The sequence below is a fragment of the Gracilimonas sp. BCB1 genome (genome assembly GCF_040117685.2).
Classification (GTDB): domain Bacteria; phylum Bacteroidota; class Rhodothermia; order Balneolales; family Balneolaceae; genus Gracilimonas.
In genome coordinates, this window is the sequence record NZ_JBEDYP020000010.1 from 69,259 (window position 1) to 95,193 (window position 25,935).

General features: G+C 44.8%; 16 protein-coding genes and 1 tRNA gene. 2 read left to right on the plus strand and 15 right to left on the minus strand.

Features of this window, described 5'->3' with window-relative positions; translation table 11 throughout:
• Window positions 1–3 precede the first annotated feature (3 nt).
• From ABFW99_RS05345 to polA, 10 genes are all read right to left on the minus strand, one after another.
• On the minus strand, window positions 4–1,017 hold the full coding sequence (locus tag ABFW99_RS05345) for a LacI family DNA-binding transcriptional regulator (RefSeq protein WP_349355132.1): 1,014 nt from the start codon (window positions 1,015–1,017) through the stop codon (window positions 4–6).
• 77 nt (window positions 1,018–1,094) lie between these two features.
• Window positions 1,095–3,296: a T9SS type A sorting domain-containing protein gene (locus tag ABFW99_RS05350; RefSeq protein ID WP_349355133.1), complete on the minus strand. Its 2,202-nt coding sequence runs from the start codon at window positions 3,294–3,296 to the stop codon at window positions 1,095–1,097.
• A gap of 48 nt (window positions 3,297–3,344) precedes the next feature.
• Complete coding sequence (locus ABFW99_RS05355; RefSeq protein ID WP_349355134.1) at window positions 3,345–4,370, minus strand: PorV/PorQ family protein; 1,026 nt, start codon at window positions 4,368–4,370, stop codon at window positions 3,345–3,347.
• A gap of 14 nt (window positions 4,371–4,384) precedes the next feature.
• Window positions 4,385–8,023 carry a hypothetical protein gene (locus ABFW99_RS05360; protein ID WP_349355135.1) on the minus strand — a complete coding sequence of 1,213 codons (3,639 nt, stop codon included), beginning with the start codon at window positions 8,021–8,023 and terminating at the stop codon, window positions 4,385–4,387.
• Between the two features lie 39 nt (window positions 8,024–8,062).
• Window positions 8,063–10,729, minus strand: coding sequence for a TonB-dependent receptor (locus ABFW99_RS05365; protein WP_349355136.1), 2,667 nt, complete (start codon window positions 10,727–10,729; stop codon window positions 8,063–8,065).
• A 283-nt stretch (window positions 10,730–11,012) separates the two neighbouring features.
• Entirely contained in the window at window positions 11,013–12,248 is a 1,236-nt protein-coding gene (gene ispG, locus ABFW99_RS05370; RefSeq protein WP_349355137.1) for a flavodoxin-dependent (E)-4-hydroxy-3-methylbut-2-enyl-diphosphate synthase, read from the minus strand.
• Between the two features lie 6 nt (window positions 12,249–12,254).
• A complete protein-coding gene (locus ABFW99_RS05375) occupies window positions 12,255–13,163 on the minus strand; it encodes a rhomboid family intramembrane serine protease (RefSeq protein ID WP_349355138.1) in 909 nt (302 codons plus the stop codon).
• Window positions 13,156–13,788 carry a rhomboid family intramembrane serine protease gene (locus ABFW99_RS05380; RefSeq protein ID WP_349355139.1) on the minus strand — a complete coding sequence of 211 codons (633 nt, stop codon included), beginning with the start codon at window positions 13,786–13,788 and terminating at the stop codon, window positions 13,156–13,158. The genes ABFW99_RS05375 and ABFW99_RS05380 overlap by 8 nt, the downstream gene beginning before the upstream one ends.
• 11 nt (window positions 13,789–13,799) lie before the next feature.
• Window positions 13,800–15,302, minus strand: a complete 1,503-nt coding sequence (locus tag ABFW99_RS05385; RefSeq protein ID WP_349355140.1) for a phytoene desaturase family protein — start codon at window positions 15,300–15,302, stop codon at window positions 13,800–13,802.
• A gap of 283 nt (window positions 15,303–15,585) precedes the next feature.
• Window positions 15,586–18,339, minus strand: coding sequence for a DNA polymerase I (gene polA / locus ABFW99_RS05390; RefSeq protein WP_349355141.1), 2,754 nt, complete (start codon window positions 18,337–18,339; stop codon window positions 15,586–15,588).
• A gap of 96 nt (window positions 18,340–18,435) precedes the next feature.
• Here polA and add point away from each other — a divergent pair, with 96 nt between their 5' ends.
• Window positions 18,436–19,425: an adenosine deaminase gene (gene add, locus ABFW99_RS05395; RefSeq protein WP_349355142.1), complete on the plus strand. Its 990-nt coding sequence runs from the start codon at window positions 18,436–18,438 to the stop codon at window positions 19,423–19,425.
• A 4-nt stretch (window positions 19,426–19,429) separates the two neighbouring features.
• Here add and ABFW99_RS05400 read toward each other — a convergent pair whose 3' ends face one another.
• From ABFW99_RS05400 to nusB, 4 genes are all read right to left on the minus strand, one after another.
• Window positions 19,430–20,962, minus strand: a complete 1,533-nt coding sequence (locus tag ABFW99_RS05400) for an N-acyl-D-amino-acid deacylase family protein (RefSeq protein ID WP_349355143.1) — start codon at window positions 20,960–20,962, stop codon at window positions 19,430–19,432.
• Window positions 20,963–21,114: 152 nt separating this feature from the next.
• Window positions 21,115–22,209 (minus strand): redox-regulated ATPase YchF, encoded by a 1,095-nt coding sequence (ychF, locus tag ABFW99_RS05405; RefSeq protein WP_349355144.1) that lies wholly within the window; start codon window positions 22,207–22,209, stop codon window positions 21,115–21,117.
• 18 nt (window positions 22,210–22,227) lie between these two features.
• Window positions 22,228–22,851, minus strand: a complete 624-nt coding sequence (locus ABFW99_RS05410; protein ID WP_440707443.1) for a metallophosphoesterase family protein — start codon at window positions 22,849–22,851, stop codon at window positions 22,228–22,230.
• Between the two features lie 58 nt (window positions 22,852–22,909).
• The gene (gene nusB / locus ABFW99_RS05415; RefSeq protein ID WP_349355146.1) at window positions 22,910–23,380 is read right to left on the minus strand and encodes a transcription antitermination factor NusB; all 471 of its coding nucleotides are present in this window, start codon (window positions 23,378–23,380) and stop codon (window positions 22,910–22,912) included.
• 248 nt (window positions 23,381–23,628) lie between these two features.
• On the opposite strand from nusB, the gene ABFW99_RS05420 reads away from it, so the two are divergent.
• Window positions 23,629–23,702: transfer RNA gene (locus tag ABFW99_RS05420), tRNA-Val, on the plus strand.
• A gap of 31 nt (window positions 23,703–23,733) precedes the next feature.
• Here ABFW99_RS05420 and ABFW99_RS05425 read toward each other — a convergent pair.
• Window positions 23,734–25,851, minus strand: a complete 2,118-nt coding sequence (locus ABFW99_RS05425) for a PAS domain S-box protein (RefSeq protein ID WP_349355147.1) — start codon at window positions 25,849–25,851, stop codon at window positions 23,734–23,736.
• Window positions 25,852–25,935 lie beyond the last annotated feature (84 nt).

The following is a 25,935-nucleotide window of genomic DNA, read 5'->3' on the forward strand; positions in this document are numbered from 1 at the left end:
AGGTTAAGCGTCAACTTTCTTCCCGTTTACTTCGGTAGAAGTTCGGGTTATCAATTCGGGGGTATAAATGGTTTGTGAGACCGCCTTGTCCGGTTTATTCATTCGTTCGATGAGGTTTTGGGTGGCAAAAAAGCCCATATCTCTCATGGGCTGACGAATGGTGGACAGCCCCATGTATTCAGCTAATTCAATGTCATCATAGCCGATTATCGGGATTTGCTTGCCTGTGTCTTGCATAGCTTTGAGTGCTCCCACGGCCTGAATATCTGAGGCACAAAAACAGGCTTCCGGCATTGGATCCATAGTCAATATTTTGATCATGGCCTCATATCCGGCCCGTTCGGTAAAACCGTCCCGATACATGGTATCGCCGGTAACTACCAGGTTTTGATCGAAAGGAATCTCGAATTCACCGAGAGCTTTTTTATAACCCACAATCCGATCCCGGATGGGCTTAGATGTCTCCAAAGCGGAAAGCATGGCCACTCGTTGGTAGCCATTTTTAAACAAGCTTTTTGCAGCACGGTAAGCCCCTTGGGCGTTATCAACACTCACTGAATCGAATCCTTCGTAGTGTTCATCCACAAGGGTAATGGGTACATTATATTTTTGGAGCTTGCTCCAGTCTTTATCATCCAGGTGAATGGAAATAAAGAGGTAGCCTTCCGCCCATCTTCGTTTAAGAACATGCTCTACCTGTTCCTGGACATCTTTGTTTGGGGAGATATTAAAGATGCTGAGCTCATAATTTTCTTCACTGAGCTTATCCTGAATCCCTCCCAATACTTCCATGAAGAAATAGTTCGAAATAACCGGCACTACAATCATCACTGTATTACTTTTGCGACTGGCAAGACCTTGTGCAAATGCCTGAGGATGATACCCCATTTCATCTGCCACAGCCAGAACTTTGTTCCTGGCTTTGTCAGATACATTGGCGCTGTTATTGAATACACGGGAAACCGTGGCAATACTAACACCTGCTTTTTTTGCGATATCGTATATAGTTGCTGGCAAATCGAGTGAGTTTATTAGAAAACGCAGGCACCGGTCAAAGTACCTGCGAATAAAAGACTTATTATTGAGTAATCAATCTACTTGATTAACATCATTTTCTTGTTCTGGGTAAATGTACCTGCCTCAATTCGGTAGAGATACATTCCAGAAGCAAGTTTAGACGCATCGAACTGAACGGTATGCTGTCCGGCTGTCATGCGGCCATTTACTAATTGAGCAACTTGCTGTCCAAGAATATTGTAAACCGTCAACGTAACCTGAGTTGCAGATGGCAACGTGAAGTTAATGTTCGTTGTCGGGTTGAAAGGGTTCGGATAGTTCTGGCTTAAGGAGAACTCTTCCGGAGTAGTGGTGATATCTTCGTTTTCGTTAGAAACAACTACATCGTTATCACCTTTACCACCATTACGTACTACAACAGGTCCTTCGGTTGTAGCAAGGATGTACTCGTCATACAGATCATCGTAAACAGAATCTCCTCGAACGAATCCACCAAATACAACTTCTACTTTAGAACCACTGATACGTACATTATGGTCAGCACCAAAGCCGGCTTCGTTATCATATCCGTTGATACCTAATTTAAAGGCACCTACACGGGCATCTCCTGCAACATAAGACTTGGTTAATGTCCACAGAGAGTCTCCGGCAACTTCGTCATTACCCTCTCCGCTGTCATTAAACTTCAGGTCTTCAGCGCCGCCAAGAACAGGTCCCCAGTCTTCCCATCCACCGGCCAACAGAGGTCCGTTTCCGGAAAGGAAGTTAATGGTTGAGTCTTGTCCGCCACCGGCTTGTACATCAGCAGGAAGTGCCGAACTATCTGCCAGGTGGTAGTAAGCAGCACGCAGATCTACTTCAAATACAACATCGGTATCCTCTGAGAATACATCGTTAGGTGTAATTCCATCGAAGTAAGGGATGTTACCATCAGGAGCATTCTGAGCCAGGTAACGGCCTTGGAACAATCCATCTTCAGTAACGGTGATCATTTTGTTGTCGCCACTTTCCCAGGTCACAGACTCATCATCATTCACGATAGTGAACTTGTAAGCATAGGTGCTTGGGATTGGTTTATCGGTGCTGAAGGTTACAGAACCTTCGTAAATACCTTCAGTTTGAGACTCGGTGAGGTTATAAGTACCTGCACTCCAGTCAGCTTCGAAAGCGCCTGTTACAGAAACTGATTCCGTTTCAGGATCGAAATTTCCATTCAGTTCCTGAATAGACATATCTACCTGGAAGAATAACTCAACTTCACCAAACGTAGCGTTGTTTAAGTCATCATAGTCAAACTCAGGCTCTTCAGCTCCAAGAGTAGAATCCATACTTACTGTAAATGTCCGGTTGTCTCCGCGAGATTCATATCCTCCACCTATTCTACCTGAATTCGAGTAGATGTGGTATTTGAATGCGTAATCGCCTTCTGCTAAGGATATAGTTTTAGTGTAAACACCATCTTCATCTGCATCCATAAGAGTATCTGCAGCGGTATCCCAACCATTCATGGATCCGGGAATGGTAACGAAATCGTCTCCGGGTATAAATGCAGCCGAATCAATGATGTCATTCATATCAGCCTGGAAGGTAATGTCATAGTATCCCATAACGTCACTGGCAAATCGAGGTGAAATCTGAGAACCGTTGAAAGTTCCAACTACACCAATAATATCAAATCTTGCCGGAGGAGTTACCCCTATTGCTTCTGTTTGGGCCAGCAATCTAATAGGTACTTCACTGCTATCAGCATTCAGGAATGCATCCACATTGGTTGATCCCGAGGATCCATCAGCAGGCCAATCACCTGGAGTGGTAAGCAGGTCGTTAATTCTAACTAAGGTTCCCTGAATCCCGGCTGTATCTGTTTCAGGTGATGCCGCTTCCACAAATTCCTCGTAAGTGATAACACGTGGTGCAGGAAGCTCATTTCCTGAATTAATTACTGTAATATCTGTAGAAACATCGTCCACTACAATTTCTCTTAATCCATTGAATGTGTCGAGTTCTCCTGTTACTTCTACGCTATCACCGGCACTAATATCTTTGGCGGGGGTTCCGAAATCAAAAATATTTAGTCCCACACCATTGTCCTGAATATAAAAGGATGTTCTGGAATCAGATTCCAAAGCAGGTGTGATAGCAATTCCTCGCACAGTTACTACTGTTCCGTCTGTACTGTCTTTCGCAGCCTCGATGGAAATAACCTGTGCATACACTGATGAAAGTCCTAAAAGGGCCATCAAAAGCGCTGTACTGAATAAGGTTGTAACCTTTTTCATAGTTGCTCCTATGTTTGTTGTTATTGTTTCTGCGTGTGCAGTTTCTTATTAAAAATCAATTTGTAAAGTCCACAGAATAGGATCTTCCAAATACTCATGTGTCATATAGGTGGCTCCGAAGTTTGCCCCTATTCCGTTAAAGTCGTACTTCAGTCCAAACCCGGCTGTAAAACCCTGGTCTTCTATTTGGGAGGAAAACAGGCTTCGGTACCCTCCTCTTAAAAACAACAGGTCGTTAAAGCCATATTCAAGCCCAAGGTCAATACTTTCCGAGTTGTCGCTTGGGTGCTTGGCATCAACAGCCAGCTCTACTTTATGGCTTTCCATATCCAAGGCATCAATGGCCAGCCCTACTTTAAACAGCAGTGGCATAGGCCATGAGTCGGTTCCTAAGTATCCTTCCAGCCGGTCATTATTTCCGTTAATTCCTTTGTCAATGTCAATAGCCTGCCGAAGGTCATCTCCCGACATCTTCATTTCATTTCCGAAGTTGGTCATCGACATCCCGATTCTAAGGTTCCTGAAATTGGTGCGGTAAAATACACCAAGGTCTACCGCAAAGCCGGTGGCCGATTCATTCCATATCTTCTCCTGCACAAACTTGGTATTCGCCCCTATAGAAAACTGATCCGTAATAAATCGTGAATAAGAAACAGCAACTGCCAGGTTAGTCGGGGTAAATACCTCCCCGGTTCCTTCCGGTATCTCTATGGTTCTTACTTCAATTTCACCGTGATCAATCGCACGAACGGAAAGAGCAAAATTACCAAGATTTCCTCCATTTATAACCACTGAAGCATCCTGAATTTGGGAGTCAAGAAACCAGTTCATATTTGAGAATGTCACCGTATTGTTTTCAAGCTGTGCCATTCCTGCCGGGTTCCAGAACATGGAGCTTCCGTCGTCAGCAATTGCTACATAGGCACCGCCCATGGCCGTGGCTTTGGCGCCAGAAGTAATACTTAAAAAAGCGGCGGCTGTAGTTCCAACTTTATCCTGTGCCTGCACATTCGTTGCTAAAACCGCGCTGGTTGCTAACAACAAACAGTACTTGACTGCCTTAACTATGTTCATTGTTTGACCTTTCATCATTTAATTAGTGCAATTTTTCCTGTTTTAGTACCTACGCCCGGAGCTTTCAGGTGATAATAGTAGACTCCATAGGCCACATCCAGATTCTCCCTCGTCCGCAAGTCCCAATCCACATACCCCCGATCGATGGAGGCATCGTGCTGAAGTTCGCGTACCAGTTCCCCGCGAACCGTGAAGATTCGTATTGTTGAACCCTCAGGTACATTCTGGAATTGGATTTTGCGTTCCCCTCGCCCACTTGTGATAGTTGGCGGTAGTTTCCCTTCCCAGCTGGCTGCGCTTACATATGGGTTTGGTACCACTCTAACCTGATCGAGTCTGTCTTTAGCTGACTCATTATCTACGTTAGATGATTTAGTGGTGTATGAATACCTGTCGCTGGAACCAAAAGACTTGTATGTCTTGATTTCATAAATATCACCGGCTTCAGGCAGCTCTCCGGTTGGTACGCGGCCTTGCCCCAGAACCGTTTCATATACAATTCGGAATTCAAACACAGGACTAAGTGAATCACCAAAGCTGTCGTAGATATAAACGAATTCCCGGTCGCCCAATCTCCCGTCCTGATTGCCCTGAGTCTCATCAAAAGCAAATGGTACTTCTTCTCCAGTCACGGTATTGGTTACGGTGAAATTGACATCCACAGCAGGTGTATTTCTGGCACTTGGCCCGGTACCATTCACGGTATCCAACGATGTAGCCACATCCTGGTCAAAGAACTCAATTTCATAGTCATAAGGAGCTTTAAGAGCTGCAAACTGCCAGAATGGACTGTTGCTCAGTGTTCCATCCCGTACCAGTACTTCAATTTTCACAGAATCGTCCTCAGTCCAGCCCGATTCATCCTGATTAATACGGGTTTCATCATTCTGAAAGGCCAGTCTCATTCCATCAAAAATGTTTGATTCTGCATCCGAAAGTGGAATATCCGAAAGTATGATGTCGCCATTATTAATCACTGAATAAGTAGTAGCCGGATAGGTATTTCCCGGGAACCGTACTTCATACTCTGCATTTTCTTTCAGGAATACCGGGTCCAGAACTTCCACAAATACATCCCCGGTTGCCGTTCCCTGTGGATGACCGACATCACCCACAACAGATCCGGCCTGATACCCCAGAACAGGAGTATTTGGTTCTACTTCTACCACGTTTATATCTGTTACAGTTGAACCATCATCCCGAATAGTTACCGAGAAGTTATTCTCAGCGGGATAAAAATCGATGCTTCCCCTGTCATAAGCGGCCAATGCATAATAATAGGTTTGACCGTTCACTACGTTGGTATCCACAAAAGAGTGCTTCAGGCCGGTATCATCCCCTAAATAGAAAGGAACACCACGCACCCGGTCGGCAAGATCCGGATTATACACGTAGGTCGGGTCGTTTTGACCGGTGGACGTATCTTCGGCTGCCTGCCATAACCCGTTAATCCCGTTATCCAGGTCAAACTGAGCGATAGGCTCCAACAGAGCATCGTTTCCAAAGGCATCAGTAATTCTGCCCGGATCCAGGAAGTTGGGATCGGTACTTTTGAAAATTTTATAACCCTCAAAATCCTGTCCTAAAATCGGATCAATGCTTTCTTCAGCTATACTATTCCAGTACAGGGTAACCCGCTCATCACCTACAGCCGCTTTAAGCGTTGGTTTTTCGGGCGGCCGGGCAAAGTTATAATTTCGGTTATAGATTTCCTGAATGGTTTGCACGTTGTTGGTGATGTTGGCAAGGTCTTCACCAAATACCAGAGCCAGAGAGAAACGAATGGTTTCGCCCGGTTCAAGTCGGAAATACCCGGAGCTAAAGATAAAATCACCGTCTACACCACCAGCCTGCCGGTCTTCATTTAACTGATTGTTAGGAGTGAAAAAACCCGGAGACATAGCATCCCAAACCTGTTCATCCTGATTCAGGCGTACAGCACCCGGAGGAGTAAAATAATAGAAACTGGAAAGGCCAACCTGATCCGTCTCGTCCACATCCAGGTTCTCAAAATTGGGTTCTCCGATAGTTGGAACACCATCTCCTTCACCGGCATCGCCTGTTCCGGATACACCGTCAGCACCCACATCATCGGTAAGCGGGTTCCAGTCGGAATCGTTGTCAATTCCATCCGATCCCGATTCATCAATCATTGGGTTTAATAGTCCATGAGTGATTGAATCTTGCTGGGTTGGTGCCCCATTTCCAACATCTTCAGCAAAGCCTACATAATTCTTGTAGTAAAGTGCAGGAAGTTGTTCAATACCCCCGGTAATTCTCTCTTGACGTCGTTCATAATGCAGTTTTTCATCTTCATCAATAAGCCCATCTAAGTCTTCATCAATCAAATTCTTCTCAGTTACCGTAATAACCTCGTCACGGTTCCTGACATCCTTTGTAGTCTCCTGAATAGTCATACCAGGAGAAATTTGATATTCATATCCCTGTGAGGTTACAGTAGTTGTACCACTGCCCAGGAAAATAAATGAACGCTCACCAGTTTCTTCATCAATTAATACAATTGGATCACCTTCACTCAGCGTTCTGGGTTGAAAATCCTGCGGTTGAAAAACATTTCCCTGCCCTGCTAATGATGGATCCACATATGGGAAACCATCAATATTCAGCTGATCAGGATCTCCGTCTCCATCGTTGTCAATACCATCATCCGGATCTCCGGGACTTTCCATGAAGGCATACCCAACGTAGCCCACGTCGTTTCCATCGTTATTGGTACCGTCAGCATCCCAGGAATACACAATTCGGTTGGCCTGATCAAAGAAAGCAAGGTCATCCTGTGTATCACCGGTACCGGAAACCGCGCTTTCTCCGGCAGCGGTTCCTACCACCAAACCTACCGATACTCGAGGATAAGTTGTGGTACTGGTGTTGGTAAGTTCATAAATATAAAACATGGCATCCTGAGCCAGGAACTGAGACCATTGAAGTCCCCGAACGCTCATGGCCAGCCCTTGTCCGTCCCTGGAAGGATCGGTGCTGTCTGGTTCAAACGATGAAATTTCACCCTGATTAGCCAGGTCATTCATGAACTTATCGTTGTGATCGTCTGTCCAGAAATAGGTCTCAAAATCAGCGTTCTGGATTCCCCGTCCAAAGAAACCATTCCACTCGGGGCTACCATCGGGTGCTATCCAGGTTGGCTGATCCGGCCAGCGGTTCGGCCAGGTGGTTTCATCCACACTTATAGCCGGACGGTCATTTTCTCCGTCATCATTAGCAAAGCCGGCCATGGGCTCAAATCCCCAAAACTGGGTCTGCCCCGGACGAATACCCTGCCCTGCCCGGGGACCAAAGTTCGTAACGGAATGCTGAACCAGAGAATCTGCTTCTCCGTCACCATTGGTGTCAACAGGAATTTCCAAAGAAATTACCGGAGATACATCACCAATGTAGTTTACATCAGAGCCCCGTGGCCACTGCCCTCGGATTTCACCTACCCCGCCTAATAGTCCTGAGTTGTGGAAAGTAATCCATACCCGGTTTCCGTCAGATTCGGCACTTTTTCGGTACTCCCTGCTGGAGCGATACTGTGGATCTTTGAGAAATTCAGGAACATTTTGAGCGGTTGCATAGTCCTGCGCAAATAACAGGACAGCAAATAAAAAAACTAAACCGGAAGTAAATTTCTTCATGCTTTTTTGAGTATCAAACAGATGCATATTGGTATTCAATTAAAAATTATATCGGACTCCGAAAACCACACGTCGCGGTTCGTTATAAAAATCGGGACGGTCGTAATTCTCGTTCAGATACCGTATATCACCCCTGAAGGTCTTAAGATCTTCGTTTCGGTAGAGTGAATATTCCGCAGTCCCGGTATCAGAGAAAACCCCCTGTTCGTTACCGGTATCCAGAACATTATCAATCTTGGCATAAACCTGAAGTCGCTGATTGTCGCCCATTTCGAAATTCTTGGTAAGATTTAAATCCAGATTGTACTTAGGCGGGCGTCGTTGACTGTTCAATGGATTTACGGAAGGTGGTGTAGTCCCGCTGCGAAGAGTGTAATCCGGTGTGTAAGGGAAACCGGAACCTGCGTTAAAAATAGCTCCAAATCCCCACCCATCTCTGGACGTATAATTGGCAGTAAGGTTAACGGTGTGCAACTGATCCCAATCAAGAGGTACAATTCGTTTTTCAAGTTCCGTTTTGGCTGCTGCTGCATTGTAGGCCTGAGCCGGGTCAGAAGCATTTCCTTTGGCAATCTGGAAGGTATAGTCTGCTGTAAAATACAATCCGTTCGAAAAGCCCTGATCAAATGTAAGCACCACCCCTTTGATAAATCCAAAGTCAGAGTTTTTGATGATTCCATAACGGACCGATGTCCCGTCTACAACAGTCGGGTCAGTAGCAGTACCGGCGAGGTTTCTGATATCACGGAAAAATGCGGTTACCTCTACAGCCGAGCTGCTGCTTAACTCCTGCTTATATCCCAACTCTCCATTAATGGTTTTCTGTGGTTTCAGATTGGCGTTCCCAAGAAGACCAATTAGCCCTGAACCACTTCCAAGCCGGAAAAATGGGTTTTGATACAGCAGGTTAAAGTTTGGAATCTGGAAAAAGTGGCCATAAGAAAAGTGTAGGGCTCCGGTTTCGGAAATCGGGAATGCAATACCCAAACGCGGACTAAACTGCCAGGTGGGCTCAGATGATTCAAAAACCTGGCTTTGGTCTTCCGGGCGCTGCTCTTCAAATACCACATTAGGGTCTGTGGGGTCGGTAAATACCCTAAAGTTAGAGTCAAAATAATCGAAACGAACCCCGGCATTAATAATCAGATTTCCGATCTCTACTTTATCCTGTATATATCCTGAAATCTCTATCGGATTCACATCATAGGCAGAGTTAACAAAAAGGGTTTCAACACCACCATCAGGACTGTTTACAATAGAGGTTTTGTCACTGTATTTGAGCGTATGATACCGGTACTCGACTCCGGTTTTAATTTGGTTCGCACTATTTACCTGACTGGTGATGTCAAACTTACCGATCAATGTACTGGTTTCCCGGCTGGTTCGACCATTCTCGGTTCCGCCAACAATGAAGTTTGAGGTCACGTTACTTGCCCGGAATCCGGCATAATCGTTGGGCAGGTATCTTGAGTCAAACGGATCTTCAAATAGATACGACTCATATTTCTTATAGGTGTTCGACACACTCACATCATAATAGGTGTTGCTAGAAAGCGTGTGTGTACCTTTCAGATAAGCACTGTAATTACGTGTGAATTCCTGTCGGGAGAATTGCGGCATAAACTGAGCAGAGTGGTTGTAATTCTTAAACTCCTCTCCCCCAAAAATACCATTTGCTGAAATCTTCACTCCTGCCACAGGTCGCCACGTGAGCTTCACCTGGGCATTTAGTTTCTCATAAGGATTCATATTCACTAAAGAAGAATCCCCGGAGCCCAAAGTATCAACCAAACCAAGCTGACCCAGTGAGTTAATGCCCACATCGTTGTAATCAAATACTTCCCGCCCGTAGAACCAGCCGTCGTTTCCAAAATATCTGGCGCTGGCAAAGAAAAACAGCTTGTCCTTAATAATGGGGCCGTCCAGGCTTGCCTCAACATTTCGAACGGCAATCGGGTTGATTTGGCCAATGCCTCTGAAAAGGTCTGTTCGGGTAGAAACATAATCCCCTAAAAAAGTATTTACGGACCCTGTAAATTCGTTGCTTCCGTCTTTGGTCACAATATTCACGATACCACTCATGGCCTGCCCGTATTCCGCATTAAATGCTCCGGTAACAACCTGCACTTCTTTTACTGAACTATTCTCAACACCGGCAGAAAGGCTACCGTCAAACACATCCGTTACTGGAACACCATCTACCCAATACCCTACTTCACCAGTACGCCCGCCTCTAAAGTGACCATCAACCACACCGGCCTGTAGTTCTACGACTTCAGAAAAATTCTCAACCGGAATGGCTTCAATCTGATCGCTTGTAACCGAAGAAAGACTAGCCGTTACATCTTTTCTGATTAACTCTCTACCTGCAGTAACCGTAACCTCTTCTCCCTCCAATACCTGTGCCCGCAGTTCAACATTAATTTCCGTTGTAAGATCTATGGAAACGCGAACATCTTCTACTGTAGTCTGACTGTAACCAATGTAAGAAACAACCAGGTTATAGCTGCCCGGTTCAACTCCGGTAATAATATACTCTCCGTTAACATCAGTAGCATCCCCTTTGGACGTCCCTTCAATAATTACACTAGCACCTATAACCGTTTCACCTGTTTCAAAATCAGTAACCACTCCCCGAATTTTTCCATATTGAGCAAAAGCAGTGGCGGTGGTAAGGCTAAAAAAGAGTATGAAGAGATAGCGCATTTATCCAACATTATTTATTCCGGTTCTTGGAATTTAATGTTATGTAAGCGCTTACAATTTTTCAAGAAGATTTTCTAAAAAAGCGCTTTTCTAATGTAGGCGGGTTTCAATGTCGTGGATCAAATATTTACATAACCTTAATTATTATATAACAACACCTTAAACTAAAAGTGTAATCAACGATTTTGCTGTTGAAAGAATCAGCCAAACAAGAAATGTAAGATTTTTTCATTTCAGTGATTAAAATCCTGAGAATACATGAAAGTGCTTACAAGGCATTTCTTCATTCAGACGTAACCGCTTTCTTCTTACCGTAATTTTCCCGGATATAGTTATCCAGAATATCCCGGAATTCCTGCCCGATGTTATCTCCTCTCAACGTAGTGAAATGCTCACCATCAACATACACAGGTGCTTTAGGCTCTTCAAAAGTTCCGGGCAGGGAAATTCCAATATTGGCATTCCTTGACTCACCCGGTCCGTTTACAACGCACCCCATTACGGCTACATCCATTTCTTCCACTCCCGGGTAGGCTTTCCTCCATACCGGCATCGACTCAACAATGTAATCCTGAATTTCTTCTGCCAACTCCTGGAAGTAGGTACTTTTGGTTCGTCCACATCCCGGGCAGGATGTTACCTGAGGAATAAAGCTTCTGATTTTAAGTGACTGAAGAATCTGTTGAGCTACCTGAACTTCCAGCGCACGGTCTGCTCCCGGCTGGGGGGTTAGTGAAACCCTGATGGTATCCCCTATTCCCTGCTGTAAAATAACTGATAGCGCTGCTGAGCTGGCAACAATTCCTTTCATCCCCATTCCGGCTTCTGTCAGCCCTACGTGAAGCGGATAATCTACTTCTTTGGCAATGCGCTCATAAACGGTAATCACATCCTGTACACCCGACATCTTACAGCTGATAATGATTTTATTGGATGGAAGTCCTACTTCTTCAGCCAGTTTGGATGAACGTTTAGCACTTTCCACCATGGTGTCCAGCATTACTTCCTTGGCCGTTTTTGGCTCCGGCAGTTCGTTATTGGCATCCATTTTATCGGCGAGCAGCTGTTGATCTAATGATCCCCAGTTTACCCCGATTCGTACCGACTTATCATACCTGATAGCTTGCTCAACGATGGTGGTAAAGTTTTCATCGCGGGTCTTGGTACCGGTGTTCCCCGGGTTAATTCGGAAGTTGGCTAATGCCTCGGCCATATCGGGATACTGAGTAAGTAACTTATGCCCGTTGTAATGGAAGTCTCCAATAATAGGAACGGTAACTCCCCGGTTCATTAATTTCTCTTTGATATGAGGAACTGCTTTTGCCGCCGCGTCATTGTTTACGGTGATACGAACCAGCTCAGATCCGGCCCGGTGTAAATGTTCAATCTGATCAGCTGTCTCTTCGATATCAGCTGTATCGGTGTTTGTCATAGATTGAACCACGATGGGTGCATCTCCCCCTACGGGAACGTCCCCAACCATTACTTGTATTGATTTACGTCTCTTAATTGCCGACATAATGCCCTAATCTTTCTTACTTAATTCAAATAGTTTTCTTTTTTCTTCCGGCGAAAGTGAATCATATCCTTTCTTGGAAATCTTCTCCAAGATGGCATCCAGTTCAGACTGATCCATCTCTTCTACAATTTCCGCATCCTGAACAATATGCATGTTCTTATTTCGCGGTCGCTTTGAACCGGAACCGGGTTTACCGGCTGGCTTCACTTTACCAAACATATATTCTACGTAACGGATAACCATACTCAGGTCGGTTCCGTTTTGATGAGCTTTCACTAATAAATATCCTCCGAGTGCACCACCGAGGTGTACGAGTCGAGCTACTCCATCAGAACTCCCCAGAAACAGGATATCTATCGCTATCCAGCCGGCTACAAAAAACCGGGCCTGAATGGGTGGAAACAGAAACAGCATAATGGGCGCTGTAGGAAATAGCATAGCAAAAGCCACCAGTATACCCGTAACAGCTCCAGAGGCCCCTATCACCAGAGCTGTACCAAATAACTGAGCTATTCCTGCATCAAGCAGAGCTCCCAAAATTCCGGCCCCGAAATAGATTACCGTAAAGTTTCTCGGTCCAAGCGTTTCCTCAACGGCTCTCCCCATCCACCAGAGCCAAAGCATATTAAATAAGAAATGGAGAAACCCTCCATGCAAAAACATGTAGGTAACCAGCCGCCAGGGCTGCGTTAGAAAAGTCGGGAAAGACGGATCAAAGCCAAGCGCAGGAACTACCCAGTTGTTCAGGGTTTGCCCGCCCAACATTTGGATCACAAACACTATTGCGTTTATGGCAATAATCGTCCGGATAGCCACCGGCATGCGCATAAAGCCCCGCTTGAAAGCATTCCCAAACGAATCGTAGTTGCCGCTGTTCATATTTCCACCGGTAAAAAAAGTAGGTCCGTTAGCCATAGTATTCCGGTTTTTTAAGTCCCCAGTATTTAATCAGGATAAAGCCAACCACTAATCCTCCTAAGTGAGCAAAGTGGGCAACTCCACTATTGGGCATTGCCAACCCATTAAATAATTCGAACAGCCCATAAAAACCTACAAAGTATTTTGCCTTTATTGGTATAGGCGGTATCAAAAGCATGATATATCGGTCGGGGAACATCATTCCGAAGGCCAGCAAAATACCAAAAACTGCGCCGGAAGCTCCCAAGGTGTAAGCGAAATACCCGCCTATAAACATGTGAATGATGGCTGCTCCAATTCCGGTCAGCATATAATAAATAAGAAACCGTTTGGAGCCCCACAGGTTTTCAATGGCCTGCCCGAAGATCCACAGTGCAAAAAGATTCAGGAAGATGTGGCTGAGATCGGCGTGCAAGAACATGTAAGTTACCAGCTGCCACGGCATAAAACCTTCACCCAGCGGATTCAGAACTAAATATGGGGCAATGGCAGCACCAATGGGAGTCCAGCCCGAACCAAAGAGCTGCTTGGTGAGCAGGAACGCCAGCGCATTTATAATCAATAGGTTTTTAATGACTGGCGGAAATACGGAAAATTGGGTATTGGGTGAAAAGTTATCCAAAAAATTCTGCTTTATTGATGATTCTTGATGACACGTGAATATACGTTGATTCCACTCAAAGTTACGCCCGGAATTCCTTGTCCGGGGTAAGTAGTATCTCCGACAAGATACAAACCTTTAAACGGAGTTTCGTGGGATGTCCATTTGAGCAAGCTTCGTGCCATACTTTGGGGAATACCGCCTACCCTGCCTTTTTTGCGGTACACCCAATTTTCCCACGTTATGGGTGTAGCCGTGTGAATAACATCTATTTCTGCATCGGCAAAGCCGGGCAGTTTCTGAGCAAGTTTCTTAACGACGAACTCCTCAACCTGTTGCTTAGCCGACTCATATTCTCCATTCAGCGAGTACCAAAAATCCGGCGAAGCATGAGTCGAAACATTAAGTGTGCGATGTCCTTCCTTAGCTCGCTCAGTATCGCCCGGTTTAGACATGGATACAAAGATGGAATCGGAGTTGGTGTAAGGTACTGTAGTGCCATCGTCTAAATGGATTTGATGGTGTAAGGGTAACTCATCCGGGTAGGCATCAGTGGTAGCGATCCCGAGTGTGATGGCTCCCCAGGCATCGCTAAAATCTTTGCCTTCCTCTTCAAAGTAGTCTTTCATATTACCCGCTGTAATACCGCTCATATTCCACACCGGTATATTTGAGATTACAATGGGTGCCCGATAGGCAAACTTCTCATTCCTTTTGTTCTTGGTGTGAATCAGGAACTGACCCCCGTCCTGATCAATCATTTCCACTCCTTCTTTGGTGTGTAGCGCCCCTCCCTTTTCTTGAATAAAAGACCGGATGGCATTCACCATCTCCAGCAACCCACCCAGTACATAGTAATTCGAATAATTGGTGTACGTCAGTCCGGCCGCGCCAAATAAAAAAGGCGTTTGATGTGATTTAGCCTGAGCGGTAATCATCAGTTGTTCATCCACAAAACGACGGAATTTTGGGGTATCAACTCCATACTTTTGCATTGCATCTTCTACCGATTGAAAAGCATATTTCAGCACCCAGACATCCAGTGGATTATTATTGACAGCCAATTGCACCCATTCGGATATCTTTTGGGGAGGAAAGAATGGGTTCTTCAGCGATATTTTCCAGACCAAATCAGAAACAGCCAGTGCCTCTTCCCAAAAGGCCCGCTGTCCTGCTTCATTCCCAAAAACACGAATGCACTCCTGTATCCACTTATCACGGTCCTTGTAGCGCGTCAGTTGCTCACCGTCCAGCCAAACCGACATGCTTGGGGTGATTTCTTCCCGGGGAATTTGGATACCCGTTTCTTTTTCCAGTTTCCAAAGCGGCTGATTTTCATCAAAGCCAATTAGCGTTGTCGCTCCTGATTCAAACACATATCCTTTCCGAAAATAAGAAGAAGAACAACCGCCCGGGGCATGTGCTTTTTCCAGGATGAGTACTTTATATCCGGCATTAGCCAGCATGGCGCCGGCACTCATTCCACCCATGCCTGAACCGGCAATAATAACATCGTAGTCTGTATTGATATTCATGCCGACCTAACATGAATTATCAGCTAAAATGTTCCGGATTTTCCAGTATTAAGATGTGGGCATTTGTAACCTTTCCAGAGTTAAACCGAGAAGGTTAATCTACATAAAAGCCTTAATAGCTCTGGAAAGGTTAGCTAAAGGAAGAATGATGATTAGCCATCCAACAACTATTCACTCCGACGCAGAGCATCCGGAGCGAGGGCAAACCATCACCTCATCACCTCATCACCTCATCACCTCATCACCTCATCACCTCATCACCTCATCACCTCATCACCAACCCCTAATGAGCTTCCAGCCAGTTTTCAGCTACACCGGATTCTACATCCAGCGGTACATCCATTTCGAATGCAGTTTCCATTAGTTCTATGATTTTTGAAGGAACATCATCCATCTCACTTTCGTGGATTTCGAAGATCAGCTCATCATGCACCTGAAGCAGCATCCGGCTTTTCTTGTTGTTGTCTTTGAGCCAGTGGTGGATATTAATCATCGCCAGCTTGATGATATCCGCAGCTGTTCCCTGTATGGGCATATTAATGGCTACCCGTTCGGCAAAGCCCCGCACATTCCAGTTCCCGGATTTGATGTCAGGAATATACCGGCGACGCCCCAGCAGGGTTTTCACATACTCATGCTCACGGGCAAACTCTTTAGTCTCGTTGATGTAATTCAAAATATTCGGGAATCGCTCGAAATATTCATCTATCATCTCTTTCCCTTCATTATTTTCAATGCCGAGGTTCTGAGCCAAACCATAGGCACTTAACCCATAGGGAATACCAAAGTTTACCTCCTTGGCCTTCCGACGATGATCGGCAGTTACTTCATCTAACGAATCCAGATTAAATATTTCCTTCGCTGTTCGGGAATGAATGTCTTCCCCATTCTTAAAAGCCTCAATCATGGCTTCATCTTTGGAAATGTGTGCGATGACCCGAAGTTCTACCTGGGAATAATCTGCCGACATAATTTTATATCCTTCTTCAGCTATAAACGCCTTTCGGATTTCTCGCCCTCGATCCGTTCGGATAGGAATGTTCTGTAAATTTGGGTTTGACGATGCCAGGCGACCGGTTGCTGCCACACTCTGGTTAAAGTCGGTATGAACGCGTCCGGTTTCTTCATTCACCAAAGATGGCAAGGCATCCACATAAGTGGATTTTAGCTTGGCAAGCTGGCGGTAGTCCAGAATCAGGTTTGGCATTTCGTATTTTGCAGCCAGTTTTGTGAGTACAGACTCTGCCGTGGAATACTGCCCGGTTTTGGTTTTCTTGCCGGCCGGCAGCTCCATCTTTTCAAATAGAATAGTTCCCAGCTGCTGCGGAGAATTAATATTAAACTCTTCTCCCGCTTTGTCATATATTTTTTTCTCCAGCTTATTGAGATCGTCTTCCAGTTCTTTGGAAAACGTTGTCAGCATATCCACATCCAGCTTAACCCCTTTGTATTCCATCTCTGCAAGTACTTCCATCAGTGGGTAATCAACGGTATAAGCGATGTCTTCCAGTTCATCATTCTTGAGTCTCTCACTCAGAATTTCATACAGCCGTAATGTAATATCCGTGTCTTCACAGGCGTATAAATACACTTCTTCAGGGGTTAAGTCGGCCATTGAAATCTGTTTCTTACCTTTCCCAATAAGCTTTTCTATGGGCACAGGCTTATAATTCAGCAGACTTTTGGCGAGTTCATCCATTTTCAATCTCTGATTCGCATCAATGAGATAAGCGGCAATCATGGTATCAAACGGCTTACCTTTAATTTCGAGCCCGGCCCGGGAAAGAATCAGGTAATCGAATTTATAATTGTGAGCAATTTTGGTGGTTTCTTCATCCTCAAATAAGGGGCGAATAGCTTCAATAACTTCACCTTCATTTAACCCTCCATCCACATTTACCGGTATATAGTACCCGGTTCCCGGTGTCGCTGAGAATGCAATCCCCACCATTTTCGCTGTAACCGGATCCGGACTATCGGTTTCCGTATCAAAACAAAACTCTTTATGATCTTGAAACTGCTCTACCAATTCTTTCACTCTGTCTAAAGAATCGATCAGCTCATAGTTTACCTTATCTTCATCCAGCCCCTGCTGTTCAGCTTCTTCCTTAAATGAACCAAACAAATCTACCTGGTCTCCCTCTTTCTCGGCCACCGGACCTTCTTCCCCCATATATTTCTTGGTGAGCGTACGGAATTCCATTCTCTTGAAGAATAGGCCCAATTCTTTCTTGTCCGGACCTTTCCACTCCAATTCTTCCCAATCCTTTGTGTTCGGAACATCTGTTTTAATGGTCACCATAAACTTGGCATGAAGGGCCTGCTCACCATATTCCATCAAGCCTTCGCGGGCTCGTTTTCCGCTGATATTAGGAGCATCTTCAATGGCTTTCTCCAAAGACCCGTACTTCTTAATCAGTTTAGGCGCCCCTTTCTTCCCTATTCCCGGCACGCCCGGAATGTTATCCGAGGTGTCACCAATCATAGCAAGCACATCAATCACCTGTTCCGGATACACTCCGAAATAGTCTTTCACTCCTTCCCGGTCTATGATATTGAAGCCTCCATCTTTGTTATCAGGCTTCATCATCCGGATATGATCATGCACCAGCTGCATAAAATCTTTATCGGGTGTAACCAACATTACATCTACGTCATCGGCGTTGGCACCGCTGGCGATGGTTCCGATGATATCATCCGCTTCGTAGCCATCCTGCTCTATATTCTCGATGCCCCACGCTTTCACCATTTCCTTGATAAGGGGAATACCAATGGTCAACTCTTCCGGCTGTGGCGGACGATTGGCTTTGTATTCTTCATCTTCCTCGTGGCGGAAAGTAGGTTCGTGCGTATCCCATGCAACGGCAATGTGGGTTGGTTTTTCTTCATCCAGCATTTTCTCCAGCGTATTTGCAAAGCCCAGAACAGGCCCTGTTGGGATGCCTTCTGAGTTTTTGAGCCGGCTGTTTATAAAAGCAAAGTGAGCACGGTAGGCCAGCGCCATTCCGTCCAGTAAAAAGAGAAGTTTTTTAGACATTGAATCTGTTTATTTTGAACGTGAACAATGAGATCGGAAACTAATTTTTTTTGATTCTAATTACGAATATTGATTCTCGATAATCCCTGAGGTTAAATGAATTTTACTACGCTGCCAAAAATTGAGCTACATCTGCATCTTGATTGCTCATTGAGCTTTGATGTAGTCAAAAAATTACGACCCGGAATTACTCAGGAGCAGTATAAGTCAGACTTCATCGCCCCGGCCAATTGCTCCAGCCTGGAGGAATACCTGAAGTGTGCCCAGGAGCCCATCTCCCTCATGCAAACCAAAGAACAGCTGGAAATGGTAACCCTCGATCTTTTTCAGCAGCTCAGGAATGACCGTGTAATTTATGCTGAAATTCGTTTCGCCCCCCTTCAGCATCTTGAAGAGGGCCTTAGTCCGGTAGAAGTTGTTCAGGCAGTTGATCAGGCTACTGCCAAGGGAATTAAGGAGACGGGCATCGAAGCAAGAGTTATTCTCTGTACGCTGCGCCATTTCTCTGAAGAACAAAGCATGCAAACCGTGCAGCTTGTGGAGCAATTCAAAGGCAGTTGCGTCACCGGTTTTGATATAGCAGCTGATGAGACCTTACCTGTTGATAACCACATCAAAGCATTTGAATATGCCAACAAAAATAATATTCCCTGCACAGCTCATGCAGGTGAAGCTTGTGGTGCCGAAAGTGTGCGAGAAGTACTGCAGAACTTCTATCCATCGCGAATCGGTCATGGCGTGCGGAGCCTGGAAGACGATGCGCTTATGGATCACCTCAAAGAGAATAATATCCACCTGGAAGTCTGCCCCACCAGCAATGTGCAAACCGGTATTTATAATTCAGTAGCCAATCACCGGGTCAATGAAATCTATGGTCGGGGAAATTCGCTAAGTATCAATACGGACGGACGGACGATTTCCAATGTTTCTCTGAATGAAGAATATTATTCTTTGAATAAGCACTTTAACTGGGAGCTTGAACACTTTCTTCGTGTTAATCACCACGCCATAGATGCTGCATTTTGTAATGAAGAGACGAAGGCGAAATTGCGAAAGGAGTTAATAGGTGGTTTTAATGGAGATTGAGAAATCAACTGTTATCTCTCAAAACCATACCCGTTTTTTCTTTACTTAATTCTGTCCCTGATTTAGCCACATGTCCGTTTACAATCACCCATTCAAAACCTGTTGCTGGCTTATGAGGGGATGAAAAGGTGGCATTATCCTGAACCTGTGCCGGATCAAAAATCACGATATCCGCTTTCTTGCCGACTTTCAATACACCCCGTTCTTCGATTCCCAGCGTTTGTGCAGATAATCCCGACATCTTATGCACTGCTTTTTCTATAGAAAGAGATTCCTGTTCTACCACATATTTACGGATCACTTTTGCAAAACTGCCATAGCCTCTCGGGTGACGCATACCCGGACTCCCATCCGAACTGATCATCACTCCTTCCCCTATGGCAATTCGATCCTGTAGCTCTTCATTCATTACAAAATGAGCAGCTGATCCTGCATTTGGCCCCATCTGAAGTAACAAGTCAACCGGGCTCATCCCTTTTTCCCGGGCAGCTTCAGCCAGAGTCTGTCCGGCATAATCTCCCGATCCGAACAGGATGGCATCAGGACCGTTTCGCTGATCCACTTTCGAAGCCAGAAACTCCCTCAGCAGCGATGGATTTTCGTTCATAATAGCTTTCCACTCTTTCTCTGTTTTGGCCCAGGTTGGGAACACAATCCCAATTCCGGTATAGCTGGCTGCGTACGGATAAGTATCTGCTGTGAATGTGATCCCTTCCTGATTATACAATTCAATCTGATTCAACACTTCCTCCGCCCGCTTTTCTCCTTTCCCATACACAACTTTGAAGTGAGAAGTATGAACTTTGGCATATTCTCCCAAAGCGGCCAGTTCCTCTATAGATTGCATGACTCTCGAATCATCTTCACTGCGCATATGACTCATTACAATCCCCTCATATTCACCCACAACTTTAGCAAGAGCAGTTAGTTCACCCGATTTGGCATAAAGTCCCGGCACGTATTCCAGACCAAGGCTCATCCCAAAGGCACCGGTTGTCAGGTCAGCTCGTAGCTTGGTTTGCATTCGCTCGATATCGCGGTCAAACACTTCTTTGTCTTCGTTCAAACCTACTGATCTTCTAAGAGTGGCATGGCCCGATAAAGTGGCTACATTTACCGCCGGCTGAGCAGAATCCACCTCTTCAAACCAATCAGTGAGAGAACCGCTTGCTGGTGAAGAGCCGTCCTGACCGAGCAGTATGGTGGTCACTCCCATCGAAAGGAAGTTCTCAAATTCCGGTGTTCGAATCGGATTCCCATGAGCATGCATATCAATAAATCCGGGAGCTACTATTTTCACGGATGCATCTATTACTTGTATTCCAAGAAGCGTATCCGGGCTGATTTCGCCAATGGTATTAATGGAATCTCCACGAACCAATAGGTCTGCCTTATAAGCATCATCCCCGGTTCCATCCACTATAGTTCCATTAAGAATCAACAGGTCGGTTTGGGCTTGTGCGTTAAGCTCATGTACGGGTGTACTAAGGGCGATCAAACCAATAGCCAGGTTTAGGATGGAGATCAACTTTGTCATGAGATATATTTATTGATTAGGAAATTAAATTCATGACAAGAAAGACAAACCCAGGCAGATTTAAAAGTCGATGGTGATTAAGTGATATGGTGATAAAGTGATGAGTGGTACAGTATGAAACATTCACCCTATCACCATATCACTCCTCACTACTAAACATTAAATCTGAACAGGAGCACATCACCGTCATCTACCACATATTCCTTTCCTTCCTGACGCATTTTTCCTGCTTCGCGAGCTGCTTTTTCGGAACCGAGCTCTTCGTAGTCTTTGAATGCAATAGTCTCAGCGCGGATAAATCCTTTTTCAAAATCGGTGTGGATTACTCCCGCCGCCTGTGGAGCTTTAGTGCCTTTTTTAATGGTCCAGGCACGGGCTTCTTTTGGTCCTGCGGTAAAGTAGGTTATCAAGCCCAGTTCTTTGAAAGCACCTTTGATCAATCGGTCTAAACCTGCACTTGGAACACCGAGTTCTTCCAGGAACATCTCTTTTTCATCTTCGTCCAGCTCGGCAATTTCAGCTTCGATCTTAGCACAAAACATGACGGTTTCATCATCATGCTCAGAAGCTATCTCTTTTACAGTATCCACATACTCATTACCATCTTCCAGATCTGATTCCCCAACATTGCAGGCATACAGCACCTGTTTGTCAGACAGCAGGAACAGATCTTTATAAGCTTCACGCTCTTCTTTAGATACTTCAAAAGTCCGGGCTGAATTTCCTTCCCCAAGGTGATCGGCCAGTCTTTGAACGATCTCGAGTTGAGCCACTTTGGCTTTATCTCCGCCTTTGGCTTCTTTTTTCAATTTCTCTACCCGTTTCTCAACCGATTCAAGGTCTTTCAGAATCAATTCTTCCTCGATGATGCGAATATCCCGCTCGGGATCCACACTGCCTTCCACATGTATGATATCGTTATCATCAAAACAGCGAACCACATGTAAAATCAGGTCAACCTCACGGATATGAGATAAGAAGGCATTTCCCTTCCCCTTTCCTTCCGAAGCACCTTTTACCAAACCGGCAATATCCACGAACTCGATGGTGGCAGGGAGTACGTTTTTGGATTCAGCCAGTTCTGCCAGTGTATGCAACCTGTTGTCGGGAACGGGAACCATGCCCACGTTCGGGTCGATGGTACAAAAAGGGAAGTTAGCTGATTCTGCTCCGGCGTTACTCAGGGCATTAAATAAGGTTGATTTACCTACGTTGGGTAGCCCAACTATTCCACATCTTAAGCTCATGTACGGATAATTTGAATTTTAAAAGTCTAAACTTTCTTGTTGAATAAATTTGGTTTCAGGGAGAGCCACGGCCGTTAAAACACCATAGCCTCTTTTTTTATACACACAGCCGGTATCAATGCCCAGCATGTTTGGTTCTACAATAGGTTCTTTTACCGGGGTATGACCAAATACCACCGTTTTCTCCCACACATTCTTTCGCGCATACACATGGTCGCGCTGCCAGATAAACTGTTCACGTTCGTATTTGCTTTCCAGGTTCTCCTTTATCGTCAGATCAGGAGAAATGCCTCCATGCACAAAAAAATAGTCTTCAGTCTCCCAGTACAACACGGTGTTTTTGAAAAAATCGTAATGCTCCGCCGGCAGCTCAAAATTGCCCGGGGATGAATCGTAATTACTTAAGGTGGTATTTCCGCCGTTGCTCAACCATAAGTTCCACTCCCCTTTTTCATAGGCATCCAGCAGCATCTGGTCGTGATTCCCGGTCAGGAAAACACACTCATGATTTTTATCAAACTTGATGAGCTGCTCTACCACTCTTCGTGAATCAGGACCACGATCCGTGTAATCTCCCAGGAATACGTAAGTCGGTTTAGTGCTGTAAGTATCATCGAGTGTGTTAAGCAGTGCTTCGTTCATTCTGCACACCCATGAATGTCGCCAATTGCTATAATTTCAGGATGTGGTGCCATGTTCTTTAATTATTTCCCAGCGTTTTCTGAATGAGTCCTCGTCCTTTTTTATTAATGCGTCCTTTTTCATTCAAATCGCTCAAAGCGGCATCCAAAATTCCGTTTATAAATCGTCCCGACTTTGCAGTTGAATATCTCTTAGCCAGTTCGATAGCTTCATTGATGCTTACTTTGGTGGGAATTTCTTCGAAATAGATAAACTCGCAGATGGCCATTTTCAGAATCATGCGATCAATTAAAGCCAGCCTGTTGATATCCCAGTTTTTGATGTGATCGGCAATCACTTCGTCCAGCTCTTCTTCATGATCAATGGTTTCGAAAAATAATTTCTCTGCGAAACGGCGAAGGTCTTTTTCTTTAGTGAATTCCGCTTTCTTGATGATGGTGTCAGCCACGTGCTGGGTAGAATCTTTGCCGAGCTGCAGCGCGTAAATTGCTTTGAGAACCGTTTCTCGTACTTGTCTTCGATTGATCATGCCAAATAACTATTGTAGTGAGCGCCAAAGATACGGGTTTATGTATACAATTGTGCACCATAAAAAATCACAAATCGATCTATCGGTCCATCGGTTAACCGCAGTTCCGAGTGATAGATTTGCGAAAGATCGAACGACTCCCGACTGTTCGGGACGATGGACGATTTGTATCTTTATAAAAACCCAAACTCCCGTTGTGTTACTCCCCGAAAGCTCCCTATATTTGAAGCCGTTTATTTGATGCCCTCGCGTCCCTAGCTCAGTTGGTTAGAGCGTTGCATTGACATTGCAGAGGTCACTGGTTCGAATCCAGTGGGACGCACATTTTACTTTCAGAAAGTTAATTCGCCCCTCTATTCCTCTTCTTCACTGCTCTTCTCGAACTTGAATTCAAAAATAGCGCCATCCTCACTTCGATAGTCGAAAGACGCATTTAACTGTTTGGACAACGTTTTAATAAGGGTCATACCCAGAGAAGTATGAATATTGGCTTGTGGTTGTTCAGGAAGGCCGATTCCATCGTCTTTTATTTGGAGCAATAACTTATCACAAGGCTTTGAAAGGCGTACCGAGATAGTACCACTCTTCCTTCCGGTAAAAGCATGTTTGTAGCTGTTTGTAATAATTTCGTTCAGCAGTAAACCACAGGGTATGGCCTGAATGATGGGAAGTTTTACCGGGATGATATCCAGTTGAATATCTACTTTTACATCCGATCGTTTCATGGTTTTATGGATCACCTCAGTCAGTTCTTCAAAATACTGATTGATATCCACTTCGGAAAAATCTTCACTTTGATACAACTTTTCATGAACCATCGCAATTGAATTAACCCGCATCTGACTGTCTTTAAGAATACGCTTAGCGTTCTTATTTTGTGCAGAATAGGATTGTAACTCCAGTAATCCTGTTATTACAGCAAGGTTATTTTTTACACGATGATGAACTTCAGCCAGCAACATTTCTTTTTCCCGGAGTGATTTACGTACCTGCTGCTCCGCTTTTTTCCGGTCTGTAATGTCCACGTAAATTCCATAAATACCCACCACGCTTTTCTCTACCACTACCGGAACGGCATAGATAATGACATCCACAATGGTGCCGTCTTTACGAATTCTTCTTTCTGTTACTTCGGTAACTTTGGAACTTTCGGTAAGGCGAACAGCTTCGTCATGCCTTTTTTCAGGAACAATTAATTTATCCAGTTCCAATCCCTTCAACTCATTTTCGCGATACCCAAAAAGCTGCTCAAATCCATCATTCACCATTTCGACCTCACGATGCTCATTCAGCAGAGCAATACCAATAGGTGATGAATTAAACAGTTTACTGAATAAACCCTCACGCTGTTTGAGAGCTTCTTCCGACTCTTTTCGGTCCGATATATCCCGCTCAATCACAATAATTACTTCTTCTCCAAAATAATTACCGATGTTCACCAAAAACTCAGTAGGAAAAATCTCCCCGTTTTTCTTTTTCCCCCAGCCCTCAAATTTCCCCGGATTGCCTTCACGAGCCAGTTCCTGTATTTCTTTAATACGCTCTTCATCATACTTGCCCGGAGCCGCCAATATTCGGTTATGTTTGCCAACTACTTCTGTTCTCCTATACCCAAAGGTACTTTCGAGGCCTTCATTAGCTTCAATAATGGTTCCTTCTTTATCAAGCAGATATATGGCATCACTGATTGAGTTGAACAAATCCTGGTAGCTCATCATGCTACGCTTGGCATCGTCAAGAGCTTCTTCGCGGGCGGTTACATCATGCACCAGCGAATACATGGCTACCACCTCACCATCAGAATTATAAAGCAATGAGTTGTACCATTCACAGTAAATTACATCGCCGTTCTTGGTAATATTCCTGTTGATCACAGAAACATCCTTCCGGCCATTTTCATATGTCTCTTTAATGGTTTCACGCACATAATCCAGATCATCATCGTGGATGAACTTCTCAAGCAGCCTCTTCTCATTTATCGCTTCCTCTTCGGTATAGCCAAACAGTTCTTCAGCTTTCGACGACCACCGAATGATATTCAATGATGCATCCCATTCAATTTCAGCGAGAGGAAAGTTATTCAGATCCAGCTGACTGGATAGCAATTTCTTTTTATCTCTCTTCCCCTCCACTATTTCTGAGAAGTTATGAGCAATAACCAGCTTAGCGGGCCGGCCTTTATAATTGATGAGATGAGCAGAAAGCTGAAAGTACAGCTCCTTCCCGGCCCTTGTTTTGAACACCCAAATCTTATCGGCAGACTTTTTAGCAGGTATCGGGATTTCATCCTTTATCTTTTCACCTGATTTCTGCTCCCCGAAGTCAATTACTCTTTTTTTCAGAAACTTCTTTTTTTTGTATCCCAAGATCTCAGAAGCCGCACTGTTTACATCCAGAATCTTGAGGGTAGCCTGCTCGCATACAAACATAGGCTGAGCATCGAAGAAGCTTTCTTCGGGATTAAAATTCATGTACAATTATAGATTTAAATTCATTGCCGAACGAATATCACATTTCTGAACCATCAAATCCAATCCTTTTAATCTAAATTAATC

Bases quoted from the DNA above. Each gene is read 5' to 3' on its own strand.
- ABFW99_RS05385 (WP_349355140.1), bottom strand. From the start codon at position 15,302: ATGAATATCAATACAGACTACGATGTTATTATTGCCGGTTCAGGCATG.
- ispG (WP_349355137.1), bottom strand. From the start codon at position 12,248: ATGTCGGCAATTAAGAGACGTAAATCAATACAAGTAATGGTTGGGGAC.
- ABFW99_RS05360 (WP_349355135.1), bottom strand. From the start codon at position 8,023: ATGAAGAAATTTACTTCCGGTTTAGTTTTTTTATTTGCTGTCCTGTTA.
- ABFW99_RS05400 (WP_349355143.1), bottom strand. From the start codon at position 20,962: ATGACAAAGTTGATCTCCATCCTAAACCTGGCTATTGGTTTGATCGCC.
- ABFW99_RS05365 (WP_349355136.1), bottom strand. From the start codon at position 10,729: ATGCGCTATCTCTTCATACTCTTTTTTAGCCTTACCACCGCCACTGCT.
- add (WP_349355142.1), top strand. From the start codon at position 18,436: ATGAATTTTACTACGCTGCCAAAAATTGAGCTACATCTGCATCTTGAT.
- ABFW99_RS05350 (WP_349355133.1), bottom strand. From the start codon at position 3,296: ATGAAAAAGGTTACAACCTTATTCAGTACAGCGCTTTTGATGGCCCTT.
- ychF (WP_349355144.1), bottom strand. From the start codon at position 22,209: ATGAGCTTAAGATGTGGAATAGTTGGGCTACCCAACGTAGGTAAATCA.
- ABFW99_RS05410 (WP_440707443.1), bottom strand. From the start codon at position 22,851: ATGAACGAAGCACTGCTTAACACACTCGATGATACTTACAGCACTAAA.
- ABFW99_RS05375 (WP_349355138.1), bottom strand. From the start codon at position 13,163: ATGGCTAACGGACCTACTTTTTTTACCGGTGGAAATATGAACAGCGGC.
- nusB (WP_349355146.1), bottom strand. From the start codon at position 23,380: ATGATCAATCGAAGACAAGTACGAGAAACGGTTCTCAAAGCAATTTAC.
- ABFW99_RS05355 (WP_349355134.1), bottom strand. From the start codon at position 4,370: ATGAACATAGTTAAGGCAGTCAAGTACTGTTTGTTGTTAGCAACCAGC.
- ABFW99_RS05425 (WP_349355147.1), bottom strand. From the start codon at position 25,851: ATGAATTTTAATCCCGAAGAAAGCTTCTTCGATGCTCAGCCTATGTTT.
- polA (WP_349355141.1), bottom strand. From the start codon at position 18,339: ATGTCTAAAAAACTTCTCTTTTTACTGGACGGAATGGCGCTGGCCTAC.